20 protein-coding genes are annotated in these 21,188 nt (G+C 57.0%); 9 read left to right on the top strand and 11 right to left on the bottom strand.

Annotated features, from left to right (window positions below):
* Window positions 1–80: 80 nt before the first annotated feature.
* Both DFR26_RS03230 and DFR26_RS03225 read left to right on the top strand, forming a co-directional pair.
* On the top strand, window positions 81–638 hold the full coding sequence (locus DFR26_RS03230; RefSeq protein ID WP_181898969.1) for a PH domain-containing protein: 558 nt from the start codon (window positions 81–83) through the stop codon (window positions 636–638).
* An 82-nt stretch (window positions 639–720) separates the two neighbouring features.
* Entirely contained in the window at window positions 721–1,575 is an 855-nt protein-coding gene (locus DFR26_RS03225; RefSeq protein ID WP_116207486.1) for a bile acid:sodium symporter family protein, read from the top strand.
* A gap of 75 nt (window positions 1,576–1,650) precedes the next feature.
* Here DFR26_RS03225 and sthA read toward each other — a convergent pair whose 3' ends face one another.
* Entirely contained in the window at window positions 1,651–3,036 is a 1,386-nt protein-coding gene (sthA, locus tag DFR26_RS03220; protein ID WP_116207485.1) for a Si-specific NAD(P)(+) transhydrogenase, read from the bottom strand.
* 268 nt (window positions 3,037–3,304) lie between these two features.
* Between sthA and lipA the strand changes: the two genes are divergently transcribed.
* Both lipA and DFR26_RS03210 read left to right on the top strand, forming a co-directional pair.
* The gene (lipA, locus tag DFR26_RS03215) at window positions 3,305–4,243 is read left to right on the top strand and encodes a lipoyl synthase (RefSeq protein ID WP_425453348.1); all 939 of its coding nucleotides are present in this window, start codon (window positions 3,305–3,307) and stop codon (window positions 4,241–4,243) included.
* A 31-nt stretch (window positions 4,244–4,274) separates the two neighbouring features.
* Window positions 4,275–4,766 (top strand): hypothetical protein, encoded by a 492-nt coding sequence (locus DFR26_RS03210; RefSeq protein ID WP_116207483.1) that lies wholly within the window; start codon window positions 4,275–4,277, stop codon window positions 4,764–4,766.
* Here the strand turns inward: DFR26_RS03210 and DFR26_RS03205 are convergent.
* Both DFR26_RS03205 and DFR26_RS03200 read right to left on the bottom strand, forming a co-directional pair.
* Window positions 4,763–5,410, bottom strand: coding sequence for an MBL fold metallo-hydrolase (locus DFR26_RS03205; protein ID WP_116207482.1), 648 nt, complete (start codon window positions 5,408–5,410; stop codon window positions 4,763–4,765). The genes DFR26_RS03210 and DFR26_RS03205 overlap by 4 nt on opposite strands.
* Window positions 5,410–5,907, bottom strand: a complete 498-nt coding sequence (locus tag DFR26_RS03200) for a DUF4442 domain-containing protein (RefSeq protein ID WP_116207646.1) — start codon at window positions 5,905–5,907, stop codon at window positions 5,410–5,412. Before DFR26_RS03200 ends, DFR26_RS03205 begins: the two co-directional genes overlap by 1 nt.
* A 70-nt stretch (window positions 5,908–5,977) precedes the next feature.
* Between DFR26_RS03200 and DFR26_RS03195 the strand changes: the two genes are divergently transcribed.
* Together DFR26_RS03195 and DFR26_RS03190 are read left to right on the top strand one after the other, a co-directional pair.
* Window positions 5,978–6,466, top strand: a complete 489-nt coding sequence (locus DFR26_RS03195; protein ID WP_116207481.1) for a YajQ family cyclic di-GMP-binding protein — start codon at window positions 5,978–5,980, stop codon at window positions 6,464–6,466.
* Between the two features lie 5 nt (window positions 6,467–6,471).
* Complete coding sequence (locus DFR26_RS03190) at window positions 6,472–6,966, top strand: DUF4442 domain-containing protein (protein ID WP_116207480.1); 495 nt, start codon at window positions 6,472–6,474, stop codon at window positions 6,964–6,966.
* 43 nt (window positions 6,967–7,009) lie between these two features.
* Here the strand turns inward: DFR26_RS03190 and DFR26_RS03185 are convergent, their stop codons facing one another.
* The gene (locus DFR26_RS03185) at window positions 7,010–7,210 is read right to left on the bottom strand and encodes a SlyX family protein (protein ID WP_116207479.1); all 201 of its coding nucleotides are present in this window, start codon (window positions 7,208–7,210) and stop codon (window positions 7,010–7,012) included.
* 103 nt (window positions 7,211–7,313) lie between these two features.
* Here DFR26_RS03185 and DFR26_RS03180 point away from each other — a divergent pair, with 103 nt between their 5' ends.
* Together DFR26_RS03180 and DFR26_RS03175 are read left to right on the top strand one after the other, a co-directional pair.
* Window positions 7,314–9,107, top strand: coding sequence for an ATP-binding cassette domain-containing protein (locus DFR26_RS03180; RefSeq protein ID WP_116207478.1), 1,794 nt, complete (start codon window positions 7,314–7,316; stop codon window positions 9,105–9,107).
* Window positions 9,108–9,110: 3 nt separating this feature from the next.
* A complete protein-coding gene (locus DFR26_RS03175) occupies window positions 9,111–9,794 on the top strand; it encodes a hypothetical protein (RefSeq protein WP_116207477.1) in 684 nt (227 codons plus the stop codon).
* 33 nt (window positions 9,795–9,827) lie between these two features.
* On the opposite strand, the gene hemE is transcribed toward DFR26_RS03175, so the two are convergent.
* Window positions 9,828–10,928, bottom strand: coding sequence for a uroporphyrinogen decarboxylase (hemE, locus tag DFR26_RS03170; protein ID WP_116207476.1), 1,101 nt, complete (start codon window positions 10,926–10,928; stop codon window positions 9,828–9,830).
* A gap of 85 nt (window positions 10,929–11,013) precedes the next feature.
* On the opposite strand from hemE, the gene DFR26_RS03165 reads away from it, so the two are divergent.
* Complete coding sequence (locus DFR26_RS03165; protein WP_116207475.1) at window positions 11,014–11,388, top strand: hypothetical protein; 375 nt, start codon at window positions 11,014–11,016, stop codon at window positions 11,386–11,388.
* A gap of 61 nt (window positions 11,389–11,449) precedes the next feature.
* On the opposite strand, the gene DFR26_RS03160 is transcribed toward DFR26_RS03165, so the two are convergent.
* From DFR26_RS03160 to DFR26_RS03135, 6 genes are all read right to left on the bottom strand, one after another.
* The gene (locus tag DFR26_RS03160; RefSeq protein ID WP_116207474.1) at window positions 11,450–12,871 is read right to left on the bottom strand and encodes an FAD-dependent oxidoreductase; all 1,422 of its coding nucleotides are present in this window, start codon (window positions 12,869–12,871) and stop codon (window positions 11,450–11,452) included.
* A gap of 27 nt (window positions 12,872–12,898) precedes the next feature.
* Window positions 12,899–17,365, bottom strand: a complete 4,467-nt coding sequence (gene gltB, locus DFR26_RS03155) for a glutamate synthase large subunit (RefSeq protein WP_116207473.1) — start codon at window positions 17,363–17,365, stop codon at window positions 12,899–12,901.
* Window positions 17,366–17,529: 164 nt separating this feature from the next.
* Window positions 17,530–18,234, bottom strand: a complete 705-nt coding sequence (locus tag DFR26_RS03150; protein WP_116207472.1) for a hypothetical protein — start codon at window positions 18,232–18,234, stop codon at window positions 17,530–17,532.
* A complete protein-coding gene (gene aroB, locus DFR26_RS03145) occupies window positions 18,231–19,322 on the bottom strand; it encodes a 3-dehydroquinate synthase (RefSeq protein ID WP_116207471.1) in 1,092 nt (363 codons plus the stop codon). The genes DFR26_RS03150 and aroB overlap by 4 nt, the downstream gene beginning before the upstream one ends.
* A 29-nt stretch (window positions 19,323–19,351) precedes the next feature.
* Window positions 19,352–19,876, bottom strand: coding sequence for a shikimate kinase AroK (gene aroK, locus DFR26_RS03140; protein WP_116207470.1), 525 nt, complete (start codon window positions 19,874–19,876; stop codon window positions 19,352–19,354).
* On the bottom strand, window positions 19,821–21,140 hold the full coding sequence (locus tag DFR26_RS03135) for a secretin N-terminal domain-containing protein (RefSeq protein ID WP_181898968.1): 1,320 nt from the start codon (window positions 21,138–21,140) through the stop codon (window positions 19,821–19,823). The genes aroK and DFR26_RS03135 overlap by 56 nt, the downstream gene beginning before the upstream one ends.
* Window positions 21,141–21,188: the final 48 nt, after the last annotated feature.

Here is a 21,188-nt window from a genome sequence, read left to right as displayed (position 1 = left end):
ATTTCGCACGAAAGCCTTGCAGACCCCCTGAAACGCCCTATTCTATAGTGAAGTTGTCCTAGCCCACTGAGTACATGCTCATGAGTCATTGGCAGATAGCTAGTCGCAGTTTGCGCGCTCTTGAGGCCATTACCGATGGCCTACCCGCCGGCAAAGCCCCGCGCTTTGATACGCGCGGCCCCACCGAACGACTTCACGAAATCTCATCCAACACATCAAACACCCTCTCCGATGGCGACAGCTACGTGGCCACCGGTGCCTGGCCAATTGCCGCGTTTTGGGGCACCCACAGTGCCTTAGCAATGGCTGGCGTATTGGCCGGCGGCGGCGGTGGCTGGTTGCTGTGGATGGCCATTGGCCTATTTGGCGTGCTGCGCCAGACCAGCAATGTCGTGCGCGTCAATCCGCGCCGAATTTTGGTGCGCGAAGGCTTAGCCGGACGCGCCGAGCGTCATATTGCACTGACGCAACTCAGCGCCGTGTGGGTGCAGCAGGGGCGCTTTGGTCGCAGCCTAAATATTGGCCGTGTGGGCATGCAGCTGACCACTGGCGAAGTGGTCTGGGGCCCGGTCATTGCCCACCCCACGCAAACCAAACGCGCCATTGCCAATGCCGTGGGACGGCGCGCATTTCGCTAGTTTACATATTTGAAATTTAAGGCTTGAGCCTAGCGCTGGCCTCACGCATGATCGAGGCATAACAATAATCTAGGTTCATGCCATGAGCGACAGCGTTTTCATCTTAGTGCTTCTGCCCATCTCACTTTTCGTGATTTTATTTAGCCTCGGCTTAGCCCTCACGCTCGATGATTTTCGCCGCGTGGTGGTCTACCCGCGCGGCGTTGCCATCGGCATGGCCAATTTATTGGTCATCTCACCCTTGCTCGCGGTTGGCCTGGCGCTACTCTTTAAACTGCCACCGGAACTCGCGGTCGGCATGGTCTTGCTCGGCGCATCGCCCGGTGGCACCACCGCCAATATGCTCACGCATTTGGCTAAAGGCGATACCGCGCTGTCGCTGACCATGACCGCCATCAGCAGCGTGGCTGCCGTATTTACTGTGCCGCTGCTGCTCGATCTCGCCACACAATGGTTTATGGCCGGCGACGCGCAATACACCGTGGCCATGGGCCCGATTGTGGTGAAAATCCTGCTCATCACCTTGCTGCCGCTGAGCATCGGCATGTGGGTGCGCAGCCGCGCGCAGGCGTGGTCGCTGCGCAATGAGCCCTTGGTGAAAAAGATCGCCATGGTGTTTTTTGTGCTGGTGGTGTTTGCCGCACTCTGGGCCGAACGCGAACACATCTTCGGCAATCTCGCCAGCGTTGGTCTCGCGGTACTCAGCCTCAATGTGCTGGCGATGGGCGTGAGCTTTGGCATTGCCAAGCTCGCCGGCCTCGATGGCCCGCAATCCACCGCCATCAGCATTGAGCTGGGCGTGCATAACACCACGCTAGCGATGGCCGTGGGCGCCATGGTGTCGGCGACCATGATCATCCCGGCCGCGGTCTATGGCGTGTTTATGTTCTTCACCGCGGGCGCGTTTGCCAAATGGATGCACGCGCGCAATAGCTAACGACTAAAAAGCCGCCCAAATGAGGCGGCTTTATATATAGCGTGGCGGGACTAGTAAACAGCTGCTCGCCGCTGCTTAGAACAACCGGTTCATGCCATTGAGCGCGGCCACGCGATACGCCTCGGCCATGGTCGGGTAATTAAACGTGGTATTGGCAAAGTACTCGATGGAGTTATTTGGCTGATTCATCACCGCCTGACCAATGTGGACAATCTCGGCGGCGTTATTGCCAAAGCAATGAATACCCAAAATCTCGCGTGTGTCGCGATGAAATAAGACCTTCAACATGCCCACCACATCGCCAGAGATTTGCGCGCGCGCCAAGTGCCGGAAAAACGACTGGCCCACTTCGTAAGGCACTTTGTCTTCGGTGAGCTGCCGCTCGGTGCGACCAATGCAGGAGATTTCCGGGATGGTGTAAATGCCGGTCGGCACCTCCTCCACATAGGGTACATCTTGGCTGCCAGTGATGTGCGCTGCGGCGCAACGGCCTTGATCATAAGCCGCTGATGCCAATGCCGGCGGGCCAATGACATCGCCTGCCGCGTAGATATTGGCTGCGGCAGTGTTGTAGCGCTCATCAATGGCAATCTGCCCGCGGCTATTGGCACTGAGGCCCACGGCTTGCAAATTCAGCGTCTCGGTATTGCCGGCGCGACCATTGCACCACAGGATGGCATCGGCCTTAATTTTCTTGCCCGATTTCAGGTGTAAGACCACGCAATCATCCTGCGTTTCAACTTGGCTATATTCTTCTTGATTGCGAATCAGCACGCCTAAATCACGCAAATAATGCGACAGCGCATCGGCAATTTCGGCATCTAAAAATGACAATAACTGCGGCTGCGTGTTGACCAAATCGACCTTGTAGCCCAAGCCGACAAAGATCGATGCGTATTCGCAGCCAATCACGCCGGCACCATAAATAATCAGCTTATTGACTGGATAATCGAGCTTCAAAATCTTGTCACTATCGAACACGCGCGGATGATTGAAGTCGATATCGGCCGGCTGATACGGCCGACTGCCCGTGGCAATCACCGCCGACTCAAAGCCAATACGCTCGACAACGCCCTCACTAGTCAGCACGCTGAGCGTGTGGGCATCCTCAAAGCGCGCCTCGCCGAAATATAAATCGACGTCATTACGCTCAAAAAATCGATGGTGGGTGCTGACTTGCGTGTCGATGACTTTGTGCGCGCGCGCCAGCACTTGCGACAATGGTAATGTGCGGATTTCAGACATGCGCGAGAGCAACGGGTCGCGGCGAAAACGCATGAGGTTATAGACGGTTTGGCGCAGCGCTTTTGAAGGGATGGTGCCGACATGCGCACAGTTGCCGCCGACCTCGCCAAGCTGGTCGATGACCGCCACCCGCTGGCCCTCTTTGACTAGCTTCATGGCCGCGCCCTCACCCGCAGGCCCCGCCCCAATAACCACCACGTCATAACGCGCTAACATGCTCTATTGCCTCATGTGCTGTCTTTTAATCTGACCTTTAGAGTAGTGTTTTTGGCAGCATTTGTCTGGCTTATTCAACCAAAGAACGGCTTTTCGCGGCGTGCTGAAAAAGCGCAAGCGCATGCAATTTAGGCTACACTCAAGCCCTCATTTTGTTACGCGATGGCCCGTCATGAGCAACACCAGCCAGCCCCAATCCGCTACCACCGTGCCTAGCCCCAACCCGGTGCGCATTGAGCCCGGTGTGAAGCTGCGTGGCGCGGAAAAAATGGCGCGTATTCCGGTGAAAATCATCCCCACCGAGGAGATGCCGCGCAAGCCCGACTGGATTCGTGTGCGCATTAAAAACCCCGCTGAGGTTAGCCGCATCAAAGGCTTGCTGCGCGAACAAAAGCTGCACACGGTCTGCGAAGAAGCGGCCTGCCCGAATCTCGCGGAATGCTTTGGTGGCGGCACCGCGACGTTTATGATCATGGGCGATATCTGCACACGGCGCTGCCCATTTTGCGATGTTGCGCACGGTCGCCCGAACCAGCTCGATGCCGATGAGCCGCGCAATTTGGCCGAAACAGTGGCCAACTTAAAACTCAAATACGTGGTGGTGACCTCGGTCGATCGCGACGACTTAAAAGATGGTGGCGCGCAACATTTTGTCGACTGCATCACCGCCGTGCGTGAGCTCAACCCAGCCACCAAAATGGAAATCCTCGTGCCGGATTTTCGCGGCCGAATGGACATTGCGCTGCGCCTGATTAGCGAATGCCCGCCTGATGTTTTCAATCACAACATCGAAACCGTGCCGCGCCTGTACAAGGCCATTCGCCCCGGCTCCGACTACCAACACTCGCTGCAACTGCTCAAGCGCTTCAAGCAGGAGCGCCCCGACATCGCCACCAAGTGCGGCCTCATGGTCGGCATTGGCGAGACCGAAGAGGAAGTCTTGACATTGCTCGATGATCTGAAGGCGCACGATGTTGATTTGGTGACCATCGGCCAGTATTTGCAGCCGTCGAAAACGCACGCGCCGGTCGATCGCTTTGTGCATCCCGACGAGTTCGCACGCTACGCTGCCTATGGCCGACAGCTCGGTTTCCGCAACATTGCCAGTGGGCCCATGGTGCGCTCAAGCTATCATGCCGACCTGCAATTTGCCGGCGTCGATGTCACAACGCTCGGTGCCAACGCATCAGCGGCGCAGGCTAACTAATGCGGCTTTCGCGCTTACGGACTGTCACCGCATGACCGACTTGTTTCACCGCTTAACGATCAACCACCCGCACGGCGACATTCCGGGCGCACGGATCGATGTGGGCTGGCGCGCGTGGGCATCGCGCGCACCGCAAGCACGCGCCGGACGCTGGCAGCGCTGGTTATTTTGGCGCGCACTCTGGCGCTTTTTTGGCCAGCCGCGTTACCTCGTACAGGTCGACGACCGCTACCTCATGGCCACCAGCGTCAGCATTAGCAACGATGATGATGGCCGCATTCGCGTGGCGTTGATGCAGCGCACCGGCATCATTGGGCATTTTCTGCGCTTTGCGCTGTGGCGTCGCAGCAACCCATTGCATCTGCAATTTGCTGGCAACGCGGTGCGCATCAGCCAGGCTCAGCCATCGCTCTTAATTCCCGCGGCGCTTAAGCATTGCCCCGAGGCTTTGCTCGATAGCGAATACGCACTGAGCTTGCCGCTGATCATCACACGCTATAGCGGCGACAAAGCGCTAGCTTAGCCGCGCCGATCGGCGACAAAGGGGTTGGTGCGGCGCTCATGGCCAATGGTCGACATCGGCCCATGGCCGGGCACAAAACGCATGTCATCGGGCAGCGGCCAGAGTTCACGCTTGATGGCATCGAGCAAGTCCTGATGATTGCCCATGGGGAAATCGGTGCGGCCAATCGAGCCGGCAAATAGCACATCGCCAACAAAACTCACGCCAGCACTTTCCGAAATAAACACCACATGACCGGGCGTATGACCGGGGCAATGACGCACCAGCAGCGTCTCAGCGCCCACGGTGACCTCATTGCCCTGCTCCAGCCAGCGCGACGGCGTAAAAGGTCGCGCGCTGGGGAATTGAAACATGCGCGACTGGTCATCGAGGCGGTCTATCCAAAACTGGTCGCCGGTGTGCGGCCCCTCAATGGGCAGGTGCAAATGCTCGGCCAAATCCGCTACCGCGCCGGCATGATCGATGTGCGCGTGGGTGACGAGCAGCTTCGTTAGCGTCACGCCTTCGGCTTTCACCAAAGCCAAAAGCTGGTCGGCATCACCGCCGGCATCAATCAGCGCGGCTTCATTAGTGGCGTCACACCAGATCAGGCTGCAATTTTGCTCAAACGGTGTCACGGGGTGGATGCGAAAGCGTAAAGCCATTAGTTCAGCTCCTGATTCGGGCGGCTAATCTCAGCCGCCGCCGGTGGGCGATGCTCGGGTTTCAGGCGCACGTAAAGCGTCTTGTGCGCGCGTGCGATGATCTCGCCCGTGCCGCCGACTATGTCGATATTTAGCTCAGGACGCACGGCATCGCCAAGGGCAGCCTGGCTTTTGATATCCGCCAACAGGCCATCGGGCAAACGAAAATGCGCCTGCACTTTGCCACGGCCGGGTTTCAAGAAATCGATGCGCGCGGCTTGATCCCAGACGATGTAACGCGAGCCCAAAGTCTCCATAAGGATGAGCATGTAAAACGGGTCGACCATGCTGTAGAGGCTGCCGCCAAAGTGCGTGCCAACGTAGTTTTTATTCCAGCGCGTGAGCTTCATGGAAACATCGATTTCGCTGAAATCATCACTGATGCGATCAACGCGAACACCCGCCCCTAAATACGGCGGATAGAAGTTAAACAACCAGCGCAGGCGACTCGCCTTCATACAGACATCCTCGGATAAATGATCGCTTTCGGCTACACTCGAGCGAATTTTGCGAAAGGAGCACTTTACCATGCCATCAATGGATGTCGTTTCAGAACTCGAAGTCTATGAGGTCAATCACGCCGTACAAAACACCACCAAAGAGATCGCCACGCGCTTCGATTTTCGCGGCTCGCAAGTCGACGTGACTTTCAACGAGAAGAATAAAGAAATCAAACTCAGCGCCGAGTCAGACTTTCAAGTTGAACAAGTCTTGGCGATGCTCGAAGCGCATATGCTCAAGCGCAAAGTCGACCCGCAAGTGCTCGACCCGCAAAAAATGGAAGCCTCGGGCAAGTTCATTCATCAAATCGTCAAACTCAAAGATGGTTTAGACAGCGACACCGCGAAAAAAATCGTCAAATTGCTGAAAGAAAATGGCTATAAAGTGCAGGCCAGCATTCAGGGCGACAAAGTCCGCGTGAGTGATAAAAAACGCGATGCGCTGCAAGCCGTGATGGCCTTTTTGCGCGAGCAACAGCTCGGGTTACCGCTGCAATTTAACAACTTCAAGGACTAAGCTCGATGGCCTTTAGCAATAACATTACGCGTGCCATGAAGCCGTTTCAGGCGCTGCCCAAGGGCTTGCGCCAACGCGCGTTGTCGTTGATTTTTGGCCGTGTTGTGCCGTATGTGGGCACCTCCGGTCTGCTCTACGAAGAGATCACCGAGACCCGCGTGGTGGTCAGCGTGAAAAATCGTCGCAAGGTGCAAAACCACATTCATAGCGTGCATGCCGCCGCCATGGCGCTACTGGCCGAGACCGCCTCGGGCTTCGTGGTGGGCGTGAACCTGCCCGATGACAAACTGCCGTTGATTAAAACCCTGAAGGTCGATTATACGCGGCGCTCATCGGGCGATTTGCGCGCGGTGGCGACACTCTCGCAGCACGACATTAATCGCATCCGCAACGAGCCCAAGGGCGAGGTGCTGGTGCCGGTGGTGCTCACCGATGCCACCGGCGAACAGCCGGTGAATTGCGAAATGCTTTGGGCCTGGACCAGCAAAAAACGCAGCTAAGCTCTTTCAGGCGCGGCCAACGTGTAGCGCCACAAAGCCCACGTCAATAATGCGGGGGCGGCTCATTGTCTGAGCTGCCCTGCCCCGGTGGCTGCATGGTTTTCATCTGCTCATATAAATGGCGCAGGTCATCCTGCAAACGCGCGATGTGGTCTTGCTGCGTAGCCACCACGCGATTCAGCGCATCGAGCAAATCATCTTGATAAGCGACTTTTACTTCCAAGTCGGTGAGCCGCGACTCCATCACGCTTTCCTACTAAAACCCAGTCGCGCGCAGTATGGCAGAGGCCTCCCGAGCGCGCATCTGTTAGACTACGCGGCATTCAAACTACTGCTGTTGTTAGTCCATGGCCCTGCTTTCCCTGCGTGATGTATCCATTGCTTTTGGCGGCCCCGCGCTGCTCTCAAAAGTCTCCTTTAGCCTAGATCGCGGTGAGCGCGTCTGCGTCATTGGCCGCAATGGCGAGGGCAAATCCACCCTGCTGAAAATCATTGCCGGTGAGCTCACACAAGACAGCGGCGAGATCATGCGCACGCAAGGCTCGCGCATCGCTTCCATGCGTCAGGAAGTACCGCAGGGCTGGACGGGCACGGTAGAAGATATCGTCAATGGCGGCTTTGATGACCTGCCCGAGGGCGACGCGGCGCTGGAGGATTGGGAAATCCAAATCCGCATGAATAAAATCACGACGCGCTTAAACCTCGACCCCTATGCCGACTTCAACTCGCTATCGGGCGGCCGCAAACGCCGCGTATTATTGGCCCGCGCCTTGGTCACCGAGCCCGATATTTTGCTGCTCGATGAGCCCACCAACCACCTCGATGTGCGCTCAATCAGCTGGATTGAGGACTTCTTATTAGGCTGGAATGGCACGCTCTTGTTTATTAGCCACGATCGCCGCTTTTTGGGCAATCTAGCCACGCGCTTGGTCGAGGTTGATCGCGGCCAGCTGCGCAGCTACCCCGGTAATTACGACGAATATCTGGCGCGCAAAGCCGAGCAGCTCAGTGCCGAAGGCCATCAAAACGCCGTCTTTGATAAAAAACTCGCGCAAGAAGAAGTCTGGATACGCCAAGGCATTAAAGCCCGTCGCACCCGCAACGAGGGCCGCGTACGCGAGCTTGAACAGCTGCGCCGCGAGCGTGCTGAACGCCGTAATCGTCAAGGCAACGCGCGCATGGTGATGGCTGAGGCTGAGCGCTCCGGCAAGCTCGTGCTCACCGCCGAAAACCTCTCGCTGACGCTGGGCGGACTGAATCTGGTGCAAGACTTTTCCACCGTGGTCATGCGCGGCGATAAGATCGGCCTCATTGGCGATAACGGCGTCGGCAAAACCACACTGATCCGCCTGCTGCTCGGCGACCAAGCGCCCGATGCCGGCAAGGTCACGCACGGCACCCAGCTCTCGGTGAACTACTTTGACCAACTGCGCAGCGCCTTGGATTTAGAGGCCACCGTGGTCGACAACGTTGGCCAAGGCTCGGATTACATCGAGATCAATGGCCAACGCAAACATATTTTGGGCTATCTGCAAGACTTCCTGTTTTCACCGCAACGCGCACGCACACCGGTGAAGGCATTGTCAGGAGGCGAGCGCAATCGCCTGCTTTTGGCTAAGCTTTTTACGCGGCCAAGCAATGTGCTCATCCTCGACGAACCCACCAACGACCTCGACGTGGAAACGCTAGAGCTGCTAGAGGAGTTGCTGGTGAGCTACCCCGGCACGCTCTTGCTCATCAGCCACGACCGCGCCTTTTTGGACGCGGTGGTGACCAGCACCTGGGTCTTCGAGGGCGATGGCCAAATCAATGAGTACGTCGGTGGTTATGCCGACTGGCTGCGGCAACGGCCTGCGCCCATCGCCACGGTGAGCGAGGTGCCAACGGCCAAGCCCGTAGCTGCGGCCAAGCCGGCGAAACGCAAGCTCAGCTTTAAAGAGCAGCGCGAGCTCGACGCCATCCCTAAAACCATCGAGACGCTCGAAAAAGAGCAGGCCGAGTTGCAAGCCGCCCTCGCCGATGGCCAACTCTTTGTCAGCGATATCGACAAAGCCACCGCCATGGCGCAGCGCCTACCGCTCATTGATGATGAACTACTGGAACTACTGACGCGCTGGGAAGCCTTAGGCGGCGAGGACTAAACCATGAATGATCGTGACTACCCCGAAGACTTAGCGCCGGCGCCATGGACGCTCACCGGCCAAGGCTATGTGATTGCCTTGCGCATGCCCGAGTCGGTGCTGGCCAACTGCCCATTCACGCCGACTGCCCTGCAGCGCTCGCGTCGTAGCGCCATGAGTTTCGCCATGTTGGTGAACTATGACCAAAGCCCAGCGGGGCCCTATGGCGAGCTACTGTTTATTCCCGGCAGCTTTCGTTTCTCCGATGCGCGACGCGCCAGCATCAGCCGCATTTATGTGTCTACCAATGCCTCGGTGGTCAATGGCCGACGCAATTGGGGCATCCCCAAAGATCGCTGCGACTTCGCGCTGGACTTTAATGACAGCGGAGTCGATCACGCGCGTTTAATCGCCGACAACGGCGACCTGATTGCTGAGATGCTGCTGAGCCAGTCAGGCCCGACACTGCCGCTGCCCACGTCATTGGTACCGAAAGCGCTACGCACATTGGCGCAGCAGTGGGAGGGGCGCGAATACACGCTGACGCCCGAGACGCGCGGCCATGGCAAATGGGCTAAGGTCATTGATTGGCAGTTTAATGCCGACTACTTTCCGGATTTGGCGCAGGGCCGTGTAGTCGCGGCGATGAAAATCACCGACTTCACCATGGTCTTTCCCGAGCCGCGCGTGCGCAGCGCGGTGGGTTAAGCGCTGACCAGCGAGCCGATCAGCGTGATGCCCCTAGCTCGGCTGATGATACTTGCCCGACTTCGCCACCACCGCCTCAATAAACGCACCGGCATGCACGGGGTCAACAAACTGCTCAATGCCATGGCCTAGGTTAAAGACATGGCCGCTGCCGGCGCTGACACCGAGCTCAGGCGTCCACGCCGAGGCATAGCTCGCCAACAGCTGCTCGACTTCCTGCTCGATGCGCGGCAATGGCGCATAGAGCATCGATGGGTCCATATTGCCCTGCAGCGCCACACGATGACCGACACGCGCCCGCGCCTCACCCAAGTCAGTGGTCCAGTCCAACCCCAGCGCATCGGCGCCGGTGTCGGCCATGGCTTCTAACCATTGCCCGCCGCCTTTGGTAAACAGCGTGATGGGCACACGGCGACCGTCATTTTCACGCATTAAGCCATCAACAATTTGCTGCATATAGCGCAAGGAAAATTCGCGATAGGCGCCGTGCGAGAGCGCCCCGCCCCACGAGTCAAAAATCTGAATCGCCTGCGCGCCGGCACGAATTTGCGCGTTTAAGTAGAGCGTCACTGATTGCGCGAGCTTATCGAGCAGCGCGTGCAGCACGTCAGGATTAGTCGCCATCAGCGTTTTTGACTCGCGGAAATCGCGCGATGAACCACCCTGAATCATGTACGTCGCCAGCGTCCACGGGCTGCCGGCAAAGCCGATTAGCGGGACTTGGCCCTTGAGCTCACGGCGAATGGTCCGCACCGCATCCATCACATAGCCGGTGTCTTGCTCGGGGTCTGGGATCGGCAGCGCGGCGACATCGGCCATGGTGCGCACGGTGCGCTGAAAGCGCGGGCCCTCGCCAGTTTCAAAATACAGCCCCAAGCCCATGGCATCGGGAATGGTGAGAATGTCGGAAAATAAAATCGCGGCATCGAGCGGGAAGCGGCGCAATGGCTGCAAGGTGACTTCGCAGGCCAACTCGGGATTTTTCATGAGCTTAATAAAGTCGCCAGCTTGCGCACGCGTGGCGCGATACTCGGGCAGGTAGCGGCCAGCTTGGCGCATCATCCAGATTGGTGTGCGGTCGGTGGGCTGGCGCAATAGCGCGCGTAAGTAGCGATCGTTATGCAGCTCAGACATCAACTCTCTCCATCAGTTTCGCGGCGCGGTTGCAGTCAGCGCCAAGGCCGGCGTATTGTAGCAGCGAATCTTCGAGGACTTTGCTATGACACGATTATTGCTCGTCACGATAGCGGCCCTGTGGCTATCGGCCTGCGCGACCCGCGAGGCTTATGAGGCACGCATCGCCACTTATGTCGGCAAACCCATCAGCGTGGTAATGGACGATTGGGGCTACCCGACTGGCAGCTTTGAAGCACCGAATGGCAACACCGTCTATACCTGGGACAAGCAATCGAGCTATAGCCGCGCACCGAGCGTGCAAACTGGCATTTTTACCGGCACCGGCAGTGGGGGTTTTTTCACTGGCTTCGGCTTTGGTAGCGACACGGTCACACGCCGCTGCCAGACCTATTTTGAAGTCGATAAGACCAAAACTATTTTACGCTGGCGCACCCAAGGCAATGATTGTCGAGAGTAAAACCTCCGAGCCGCACTCATAAAAAAGGCCAGCAATTGCTGGCCTTTTCGTTTAGCGCATCTCACACACCGAGGAAATCCATGATGCCCTCGGCAGCCTGACGGCCTTCCCAAATCGCTGTCACCACGAGGTCTGAGCCGCGAACCATATCGCCACCGGCAAACACTTTCGGGTTGCTGGTTTGGAATTTATAGGTGGCCGATTCGGGCGCGGTGACACGACCGGCGCTATCGGTATCGATGTTTTGTGGCGCAAACCAATCGGCCGGGCTGGGGCGGAAGCCAAAGGCCAAAATCACCGCATCGGCGGGCAAAATTTGCTCCGAACCCGGCACTGGCTCTGGGCTCCGGCGACCACGCGCATCCGGCTCACCGAGCTGAGTTTCGACAACTTTCACGCCGGTGACTTTGTGGCCATCGCCCACGATTTCCACGGGCTGGCGATTAAACATAAACTGCACGCCCTCTTCACGGGCGTTGCGCACTTCACGACGCGAACCGGGCATATTTTCTTCATCGCGACGATAAGCACAGGTCACACTCGCCGCGCCTTGGCGCACTGAGGTACGGTTGCAATCCATGGCGGTATCTCCACCACCGAGCACAACGACTTTTTTGCCAGCCATGTCGATGTAATCGGCGGGGTCTTTTTCAAAGCCTAGGTTGCGATTGACATTGGCAATCAAGAAGTCCAGTGCATCAAACACACCGGGCAGCTCCTCGCCGGGGAAACCACCTTTCATATAGGTGTATGTGCCCATGCCCATGAACACGGCATCGTAGTCGCGCATCAATTCATCAATGCTGATATCCGTACCCACGTCGGTATTGAGGCGGAACTCGATGCCCATGTCAGTGAAGATTTCACGACGCTGACTCATCACCGCCTTTTCCATCTTGAACTCAGGGATGCCAAAGGTCAGCAGGCCACCAATTTCAGGATTTTTATCGAAAACGACCGCCTTCACACCGGCGCGCGTGAGCACATCGGCGCAGCCTAGGCCGGCAGGGCCTGCACCAATAATCGCGACTTTTTTGCCGGTGGCGACCACGCCGGACAGGTCTGGACGCCAGCCCATGGCAAAGGCGGTATCGACAATATATTTCTCCGTATTGCCAATAGTGACCGCGCCGAAGCCATCGTTGAGCGTGCAAGCACCCTCGCACAGGCGATCCTGCGGACACACACGACCACACACTTCTGGCAGCGTGTTGGTCTGATGACAGAGCTCGGCAGCCTCAAACAAACGACCGTCGGAGATCAGCTGCAACCAGTTCGGAATGTAATTGTGCACCGGGCACTTCCATTCGCAATAAGGGTTGCCGCAGCTCAAACAGCGATGCGACTGACCTTCCACTTCCGGCTTGGTAAATGGCTTATAAATCTCGACAAACTCCGCGCGGCGGACATCAAGGGCTTTCTTGGCCGGGTCGTGGCGCGCCACATCCAAGAATTGAAAATCGTTATTTAGGCGTTCTGCCATGATCTTGCCTCTTATTGCCGTACGGGCTTACTGCGGATTAGACACGGTGCTTTTCAGCAATTCTTTAATATTGGCGGCCTTCGGTTTCACCAGCCAGAACTTGCGCTGATAGTCATCGAACTCCTCCAATACGGTGCGGCCCCATGCACTGTCGGTGGCTTTCACGTAGTCGCGTAACACCGATTTTAAGTGCGAGCGATGCGGACCCATGGGCTCAGTACTGATGCGATGGATCTCGATCAATTCATGGTTGCAGCGATCGAAGAAGTTATTCTCCTGATCCAGCACATAGGCGAAGCCGCCGGTCATGCCAGCACCAAAGTTCAGGCCGGTCGGGCCGAGCACAGTGACCAAACCGCCGGTCATGTATTCGCAGCAATGGTCGCCAGCGCCCTCAATGACCGCATGGCAGCCAGAGTTACGCACGGCGAAGCGCTCGCCCGCGGTGCCAGCGGCATACAGCGTGCCACCGGTGGCGCCATACAAGCAGGTATTGCCAATAATGGCAGTGTCTTGCGAGCTAAACGCAGTACCTTGCGGTGGACGAATCACCAGCTGACCGCCCGCCATGCCTTTGCCGACATAGTCGTTGGCATCGCCTTCGAGGTGCAGGTTCAAGCCGCCAGCATTCCACACACCAAAGCTCTGACCGGCCGTACCGGTGAACTTCAGCGTGATGGGCGCATCGCTCATGCCTTGGTCGCCGTGGCGTTGAGCAATCTCACCCGACACACGTGCGCCAATGGAGCGATCGCAGTTACCAATCGCATAGCTAAACTCACCACCTGTTTTGCCTTCAATGGCCGGTAAAATCTCGGCAACGATCTGCTCAGCAAGCACGCCTTTATCGAAGGGCTCATTGCGACTATCGAGGCAATACTGCGGCTTATCAGCGGCAATATGGTCGTTTTTCAGCAGCGGCATTAGGTCTAAACGCTTTTGCTTCGGCGTGGTACCGGGCAAGCATTCGAGCAAATCCGTGCGGCCAATGAGCTCAGCTAATGAGGCCACACCGAGCACAGAGAGCCATTGGCGAGTTTCTTCTGCGATGAACTTAAAGAAGTTCATGAGCATTTCTGGCTCGCCAATAAAGTGATCTTGACGAAGCTTATCTTGCTGCGTCGCAACGCCCGTGGCGCAGTTGTTCAAATGGCAAATGCGCAGGTATTTGCAGCCCAACGCGATCATTGGCGTGGAGCCAAAACCAAAACTCTCAGCACCCAAAATCGCGGCTTTCACTACGTCGAGGCCGGTTTTTAAGCCACCGTCGGTTTGCACACGCACTTTGCCGCGCAGATCATTGGCGCGCAGCGCTTGCTGAGCCTCGGCCAAGCCCAGCTCCCACGGCGAACCGGCGTGATGGATCGAGCTCAATGGCGAGGCTGCTGTGCCACCGTCATAACCCGAAATGGTGATGAGGTCGGCATAGGCCTTGGCGACACCGGCCGCGATGGTGCCCACGCCCGGCTCGGAGACCAGTTTCACTGACACCAACGCCTTTGGGTTGACCTGCTTTAAGTCATAAATCAACTGCGACAAATCTTCAATCGAATAAATGTCGTGATGGGGCGGCGGCGAAATCAAGGTCACGCCCGGCACCGAGTGACGCAAACGCGCGATCAAGGCATTGACCTTACCGCCGGGCAGCTGACCGCCCTCACCGGGCTTCGCACCTTGTGCCACTTTAATTTGCAGCACTTCAGCACTGGCCAAATACGCCGGCGTAACGCCAAAGCGACCCGAAGCAATTTGCTTAATTTTCGAGTTTTTCAGTGTGCCAAAACGTGCTTGATCCTCACCACCCTCACCGGAGTTGGAGCGGCCACCGAGCGTATTCATGGCAATGGCAATCGATTCATGCGCCTCAGGCGACAGTGCGCCCAATGACATGCCCGCCGAGTCAAAGCGCTTGAGAATCGCCTCCAGTGGCTCAACCGACTCCATCGGCAGTGGCGTTGCCGCCTTTTTCAGCTGCAACAAATCACGAATGGTGGCCACGGGGCGCAAGTTAACCAAGTCAGCATAGGCTTGATAATCGCTGAACTGACCAGAACGCACGGCGGTGTGTAAGGTATTAATAACGTCAGGATTGAAGGCGTGATATTCCTTGCCATAAACAAACTTCAGCAAGCCGCCTTGGTCAATTTGCTTACGCGCACGCCAAGCATCTTCGCTGAGCAGGCGCTGATCCATTTCCAGCTCAACAAAACCGGCACCCTGAATACGGCTTTGCACGCCTTTAAAGCACAAATCAACGACCTCAGCATTGAGACCGACTGCTTCAAACAGCTGCGCACCCCGGTAAGAAGCGACCGTGGAGATGCCCATTTTCGAGAGGATTTTCAATAAGCCTTTGTCGATGCCCTTGCGGAAATGACTTTGTGCTTCCAGCGGATCGCCCAAGACCTCACCGCTACGCGCCATATCAGCAATGATGTCGTAGGCCAAATACGGGTAGACCGCCGTAGCACCGAAACCCAATAGCGTGGCGAAATGATGCGGGTCACGCGCCATACCAGTTTCAATGATGAGGTTGGCTTCGCAACGCAAACCAACGGCGATCAGGTGATGATGCACGGCGCCAGTGGCCATTAAAGCACTGATAGGCAAGTAGCCTTGGCGAATCGCGCGATCGCTCAGAATCAGCTGCGAGCGACCATCACGCACAGCGGCTTCGGCCTCAGCACAAATGCGCTGCAGCGCTGTTTGCAGGCCTTCATCTTGGGCGTAATTAAGATCCAGCGTGGCGACCTCAAAGCCTTTGAGGTCAATGCTTTGCATCTGGCGGAATTTGCTGTGCGAGAGTACAGGACTGGAGACAATGGCGCGGCGTGCGTGCTCAGGGGTCTCCTCAAACATATTTAGCTCAGGACCAAACGCGGTTTCCAGCGACATCACAATCGCTTCGCGCAGCGGATCGATGGGCGGGTTGGTGACCTGTGCAAACTGCTGACGGAAATAATCAGCGACATGGCGCACACGTGTCGACAGCACCGCCATGGGCGTGTCATCGCCCATCGAACCAACAGCCTCTTGGCCCGCCTCAGCGAGGGGCCGAATAATTTGATCGCGCTCTTCGTAGCTCACCAAAAATAGCTTTTGGTACACGTTGAGTTGCTCACGCGAGACCTGTCCCAACAACTCTTTCTCTAAGCTGCTATCACTTTCGATGCGACGCGCTTCATTACGCAGCCATTTTTTGTAGGGCTGGGCACTTTTCAGCAGATCATCGATGGCTTTGGTATCGAGCAACTCGCCAGTTTTGGTGTCCACGGCAATCAGCTTGCCGGGACCAACGCGGCCTTTCGATACGACATCTTCCGGTGCGTAATTCCACACGCCGATCTCGGACGCCAGGGTGATGTAACCATTTTTGGTGATGACATAACGCGCTGGACGCAGGCCATTACGGTCGAGCATACACACGGCATAACGACCGTCGGTGATGACCAGACCGGCAGGACCGTCCCAGGCTTCCATGTGCTTAGCGTTGTACTCGTAAAACGCGCGCAAATCGGTGTCCATGGACTCGACATTCTGCCAAGCGGGCGGCACCAACGTGCGCAGTGCACGGAACAAATTCATGCCGCCAGCCAGCAAAATCTCCAACATATTGTCGAGGCTTGATGAGTCTGAACCGGTCAAGTTAATGATCGGTGTGAGCTCGGTCAGGCCAGGCAGGTCGGGGTGCGTGAACTTAGGCGTGCGCGCCAATGCCCATTGACGGTTACCGCTCACGGTATTGATTTCACCGTTGTGCGCCAAGTAACGGAACGGCTGCGCGAGCGGCCAACGTGGCAAGGTATTGGTCGAGAAGCGTTGGTGGAACACACAGATATGTGTGGCCATGCGCGGGTCATCGAGGTCGGTAAAGAAGCTCGGTAAATCGGCCGGCATGACCAAGCCTTTGTAGGAAATAACCTGCGTTGATAGCGTGGTGATATAGAACAGCGGGTCATCACGCAGCGCTTGTTCGGTGCGGCGGCGCGCTAAAAACAGTTTGCGATTGGCGCTGACTTCATCGACGTTGTCGGCCTGCACAAAGACCTGCTCAAACACCGGCAATGACTGCAGGGCGATCTCACCGAGAATGGTTTTATCGGTGGGCACCACGCGCCAGCCGGCAACGTTTAAACCTTCTGATTCGATCTCAGCGGTGAGTACATCGCGCGCGTGCTGCGCTTTGGCTGGATCGGTGTTGAGAAAAACCAAGCCGGCGGCGAATTGCTCATCGAGGCTGACGCCCAGATCGTCTTGCACCACCGTCTTGAAGAATTCGCGCGGCATGGCCAGCAGGAGGCCGCAGCCATCGCCGGTTTTGCCATCGGCCGCAATCGCGCCGCGGTGCGTCATACAGCTCAGTGATTCAATAGCGGTTTGCACCAGATGATGGCTGGCATCACCTGTCATGTGAGCGATGAGGCCAAAACCGCAGTTATCGCGGAACTCATCGGGATGGTATAGACCAGCGTTCACGACCGAATGTTTTTCCATCAATAAATCACCAAGTAAAACAAAGGTTTAAAAATCATTCGCGCACGCATAAGTGGCGCAGAACGCAAAAAATGGACGCGCATAGTACGTTAAAAGCCCATTTAGCTCAATGCGCAGGCACTTCTACAGACGCTAACAGGTGTTATGCAATGAGCGCGTAATCGCTACTCATCTAACGGCTCAGCCAATAACTCAACCGGATCGACGCCTTGGAAGGCTTGATCACGTAACTTGTCGGATGCTGTCATGCGCGCTTGCGCTTCTTGCTTGGCAATAAAGTTGCGCGCCAGCACCGCCTTCACCGACGTAATTGATAGCTGATAACTCTGCCATGGCCGCACCAAATATTGGTCACCATAGCCGGTCAAAATACCTGCCACACCGGCGGCGTGCTCGCTGGTGAAAAACTCGGCAAAGCTGACGATAAACCGTGACTGCGCCGAGGTGACATAGCCCAAGGCAGGGTCAGGCATTTGTGGAATGGCAAAATAGCGTAAATCCGCGCTATTGCCATTGCTACGAATAAAGTCAGCGGCGGCGCGCTCGCTGGAAAACACACCGAGCTGAATAGTGTAATGGCTGGGCGGCTGCTCCAGCAGCCAGGCCTCAGAGCGAAACTGTGCGAGTCGCTGCGGCGTGGCATCATCAAACGCCACCGGCTCTTCGCCGCCGTTATCGGGAACTAAATACTGCAGCTCACCAAAGCCCGCCTCAAACTGCTCACCCTCATTGGCGCGAACGATATTGCCCAGCGAGGCCTCCGTCATAGCGGCGCGCTCAGGCTCATTGGCGTTTGTTGTGACCATGACCGCAACAAAGATCGCGATCAAGGCCAGACCTATACCGAGCTGCAATCTTGATGCATTCATGCACTCACTCCAAAGGCCGCCAAGGTGTCACGCACTGGCGCCAGATCATCGACATTAACGACCACGGCATCCCCTACTGCGCGCAACAACACCAAGCGTAGTCGGCCATCGACATTCTTTTTATCCACTGCCATGGCCGCCAAAAAATCAGCCGCTGAGATGGCCGGCGCGTCAACAGGCAAGCCTGCAGCCAGCAGCAAAGTGCGCAACGCAGCTACCGCAGCAGCGTCGATCCAACCGAAACGCTGCGAAAGGTCAGCCGCCATGAGCATGCCCACAGCGACCGCCTCGCCATGAAGCCACTGCCCATAACCCATATTGGTCTCAATGGCATGGCCAAAGGTGTGGCCTAAATTCAGTAGCGCACGCACATCGTGCTGCTCTAGCTCATCGGCTGCCACCACCTCAGCTTTGTGGTGACATGAGCGCGCAACGGCCTCGGCTAGCAGCGCGGGGTCACGCGCCATCAGGCCGGGCATGTGATCGTGTAACCAGTGCAAAAAGCCAGGATCACGAATTAAACCGTATTTGATAATTTCCGCCAGCCCCGCCGATAGCTCCCGATCGGGCAAGGTACGCAGCACGGCGGTATCGGCCAACACCACCTGCGGCTGCATAAATGCACCAATCATATTTTTACCGAGCGTATGATTAATGCCGGTTTTGCCGCCCACCGAGGAGTCGACTTGCGCCAACAAGGTGGTGGGAATTTGAATAAAATGCACACCGCGCTGATAGGTCGCTGCCGCAAAGCCGGTCATATCGCCGATCACGCCGCCACCCAAGGCAATCAGCGTGGCTTTGCGACCAAAGCGCGCCTGCAATAACGCATCAAAAATATGCTGCAAATGCTGCCAGTCTTTAAACTGTTCGCCATCGGGCAAAATCACCTCGGCGACTGTTAGGCCGGCGGCCTCTAAAACGCCACGCAAAGGCGCTAAATACAGTGGTGCTACCGTGGTGTTGCTAACCAACATGACCTGCCGACCATGAATATGCGGCAGCAGCAAGTCGGCGTTGGCAAACACCTGCTCATCGATGTGAATGGGGTAGCTGCGCTGCCCCAGCGCCACAGTTAACACTGGCATGGACTTCTCGTGCGAATAAACAAACGGCCCTAGCGTAAGCCCAAGACCTGCAAAATATGAAACGCCACATCACGCGCGCTGCTGCGCTCGGTGGGCATAATATGGTGCGCCACTTCACGATAAAGCGGGTCACGCTCCGCCAGCAGCGACGTGAGTTTAGCGCGAGGATCGGGTGTTTGCAGCAATGGCCGATTGTGATCGCGCGCGGTGCGCTCAAGCTGTCGCTCCACGGGCGTCTCTAAATAAATCACCGTGCCGCGCGCATGCAGTGCCGCCCGGTTCTCAGCGCGCATGATCGCCCCGCCGCCGGTCGCCAAAACAATATGCTGGCGTTGCGTTAGCGCCTCAATAACCAGCGTTTCGCGCTGACGAAACCCGGTCTCGCCTTCAATGTCGAAAATCCACGGAATATTGGCGCCGGTGCGCGCTTCAATTTCATGGTCTGAGTCAACAAACTCCCAGCGCAGCAATTCTGCGAGCTGACGGCCAATCGTGGTCTTACCCGCGCCCATCGGCCCCACTAAGAAAATATTGCTCACCCTGACCTGAGGCATCGTGTGTTCCTATCCCAATGGCTGGGGTTGTCGCTGGATAAACGCCGTCGTCTATCAATCGCGGGGTGACAAAAATAAGGAGCTCTTGCTCATCTTGGCGAGTTGTTTGCCGGCGAAACAACGCACCCAATACCGGTATTTTGCCTAAAAAAGGCACCGCACTGGTGGCTTTTACGGCCTGCTGGCGAAAGATACCGCCAAGCACTAGGGTCTGACCATCCCGTAAACGCACTTGAGTGGCTAGGCGATTGGTATCAATGGCCCGAGAACCATTCGGTTGTAGCTCGCCAGGGCTATCGTGACTGAGCTTTAAATCGAGCTGAATATCGCCGTTGGGCGCAATCGCCGGCAAAATATCCAAGCTCAGCTCGGCATTGATAAAACGTGTGGTGCTGGCGCCACTTTGCGTAGTTTCTTGATAGGGAATTTGCTGGCCAGAGGCGATGCGCGCGGCTTGTTGCTCAGCGGTCATGACACTGGGTCGCGCCAAGATTTTACCATCGCCCTGACTTTCTAGCGCCGACAGCGTGAGGTCGAGCGTGGTGCCATCAATGCCCAGCAAGCCGTAGGTAATAGCCGAGACATCGGCACCGTTTGCCGCTAATGGGATTAAGCCGCTGCCATCCATTCGGTTATAAGCCCAACGCGCACCGTATGCGCTGGCTTCGTTGCGCGACATAGAGGCCAGGCGCGTCTCAATCAAGACCTGTCGACTGGGCCGATCGAGCACGCGCAACCACTGTTTAATTTGCGTCAAACGCGCCGCATGATCGGTCAATAACAAGGTGTTTGTGCGGCTATCGGCATCGGCGCGGCCACGCGGCCCCATCAAGCGCTCGCCCTTATTTGCACTCGCCAGCAAGCGCACCAACTCCGCCGCCTTGGCATGATGCAGCGCAATCAGCTCGGTCACGAGTGGCTCGCGCGACTCTTGCGCCAAGGCCTTAGCGCGCGCCTGCGTATCGCGCTGGGTGATCTCTTCCAATGGCGCTACCCAGTAAACCTCACCGACACGCTCACGTGCTAGCCCACGCGCATGCAAGACCGCATCGAGCAGGGCTTGGCGATCTTGCGCACGCGCCTCTATAGTTAGTTGCCCCTGCACACGGTCGCTGAGCAAGACATTCAGGCCGGCTGCCCGCGCCAAGTCGACAATTACCGCTCGACTGTCCGCATTGCTTAAGGCCAGACGCAGACTCGCCGCCATCGCCAGCGGTGACTGACACGCGCAGCACAGCATCATCAGCCCAATAAACGTTTTCATACAGCCCTCCATAGCAGCAGCGAGCAACACGTGCCCAGGCATTTATTC

The organism is Paraperlucidibaca baekdonensis, assembly GCF_003387535.1.
Classification (GTDB): domain Bacteria; phylum Pseudomonadota; class Gammaproteobacteria; order Pseudomonadales; family Moraxellaceae; genus Perlucidibaca; species Perlucidibaca baekdonensis.
The sequence above is the reverse complement of the archived record's forward strand: the minus strand, read 5'-3'. Positions and strand labels throughout refer to the sequence as shown.

Excerpts from the sequence above, each read along its gene's own strand:
- DFR26_RS03205 (WP_116207482.1), bottom strand. The coding sequence starts at position 5,410 with ATGGCTTTACGCTTTCGCATCCACCCCGTGACACCGTTTGAGCAAAAT.
- DFR26_RS03180 (WP_116207478.1), top strand. The coding sequence starts at position 7,314 with ATGGCCCTGCTTTCCCTGCGTGATGTATCCATTGCTTTTGGCGGCCCC.
- DFR26_RS03165 (WP_116207475.1), top strand. The coding sequence starts at position 11,014 with ATGACACGATTATTGCTCGTCACGATAGCGGCCCTGTGGCTATCGGCC.
- gltB (WP_116207473.1), bottom strand. The coding sequence starts at position 17,365 with ATGGAAAAACATTCGGTCGTGAACGCTGGTCTATACCATCCCGATGAG.
- DFR26_RS03225 (WP_116207486.1), top strand. The coding sequence starts at position 721 with ATGAGCGACAGCGTTTTCATCTTAGTGCTTCTGCCCATCTCACTTTTC.
- DFR26_RS03160 (WP_116207474.1), bottom strand. The coding sequence starts at position 12,871 with ATGGCAGAACGCCTAAATAACGATTTTCAATTCTTGGATGTGGCGCGC.
- DFR26_RS03135 (WP_181898968.1), bottom strand. The coding sequence starts at position 21,140 with ATGAAAACGTTTATTGGGCTGATGATGCTGTGCTGCGCGTGTCAGTCA.
- DFR26_RS03195 (WP_116207481.1), top strand. The coding sequence starts at position 5,978 with ATGCCATCAATGGATGTCGTTTCAGAACTCGAAGTCTATGAGGTCAAT.
- hemE (WP_116207476.1), bottom strand. The coding sequence starts at position 10,928 with ATGTCTGAGCTGCATAACGATCGCTACTTACGCGCGCTATTGCGCCAG.
- DFR26_RS03150 (WP_116207472.1), bottom strand. The coding sequence starts at position 18,234 with ATGAATGCATCAAGATTGCAGCTCGGTATAGGTCTGGCCTTGATCGCG.
- lipA (WP_425453348.1), top strand. The coding sequence starts at position 3,305 with ATGGCGCGTATTCCGGTGAAAATCATCCCCACCGAGGAGATGCCGCGC.
- DFR26_RS03175 (WP_116207477.1), top strand. The coding sequence starts at position 9,111 with ATGAATGATCGTGACTACCCCGAAGACTTAGCGCCGGCGCCATGGACG.
- DFR26_RS03190 (WP_116207480.1), top strand. The coding sequence starts at position 6,472 with ATGGCCTTTAGCAATAACATTACGCGTGCCATGAAGCCGTTTCAGGCG.
- aroK (WP_116207470.1), bottom strand. The coding sequence starts at position 19,876 with ATGCCTCAGGTCAGGGTGAGCAATATTTTCTTAGTGGGGCCGATGGGC.
- DFR26_RS03210 (WP_116207483.1), top strand. The coding sequence starts at position 4,275 with ATGACCGACTTGTTTCACCGCTTAACGATCAACCACCCGCACGGCGAC.
- DFR26_RS03200 (WP_116207646.1), bottom strand. The coding sequence starts at position 5,907 with ATGAAGGCGAGTCGCCTGCGCTGGTTGTTTAACTTCTATCCGCCGTAT.
- DFR26_RS03230 (WP_181898969.1), top strand. The coding sequence starts at position 81 with ATGAGTCATTGGCAGATAGCTAGTCGCAGTTTGCGCGCTCTTGAGGCC.
- aroB (WP_116207471.1), bottom strand. The coding sequence starts at position 19,322 with ATGCCAGTGTTAACTGTGGCGCTGGGGCAGCGCAGCTACCCCATTCAC.
- DFR26_RS03185 (WP_116207479.1), bottom strand. The coding sequence starts at position 7,210 with ATGGAGTCGCGGCTCACCGACTTGGAAGTAAAAGTCGCTTATCAAGAT.
- sthA (WP_116207485.1), bottom strand. The coding sequence starts at position 3,036 with ATGTTAGCGCGTTATGACGTGGTGGTTATTGGGGCGGGGCCTGCGGGT.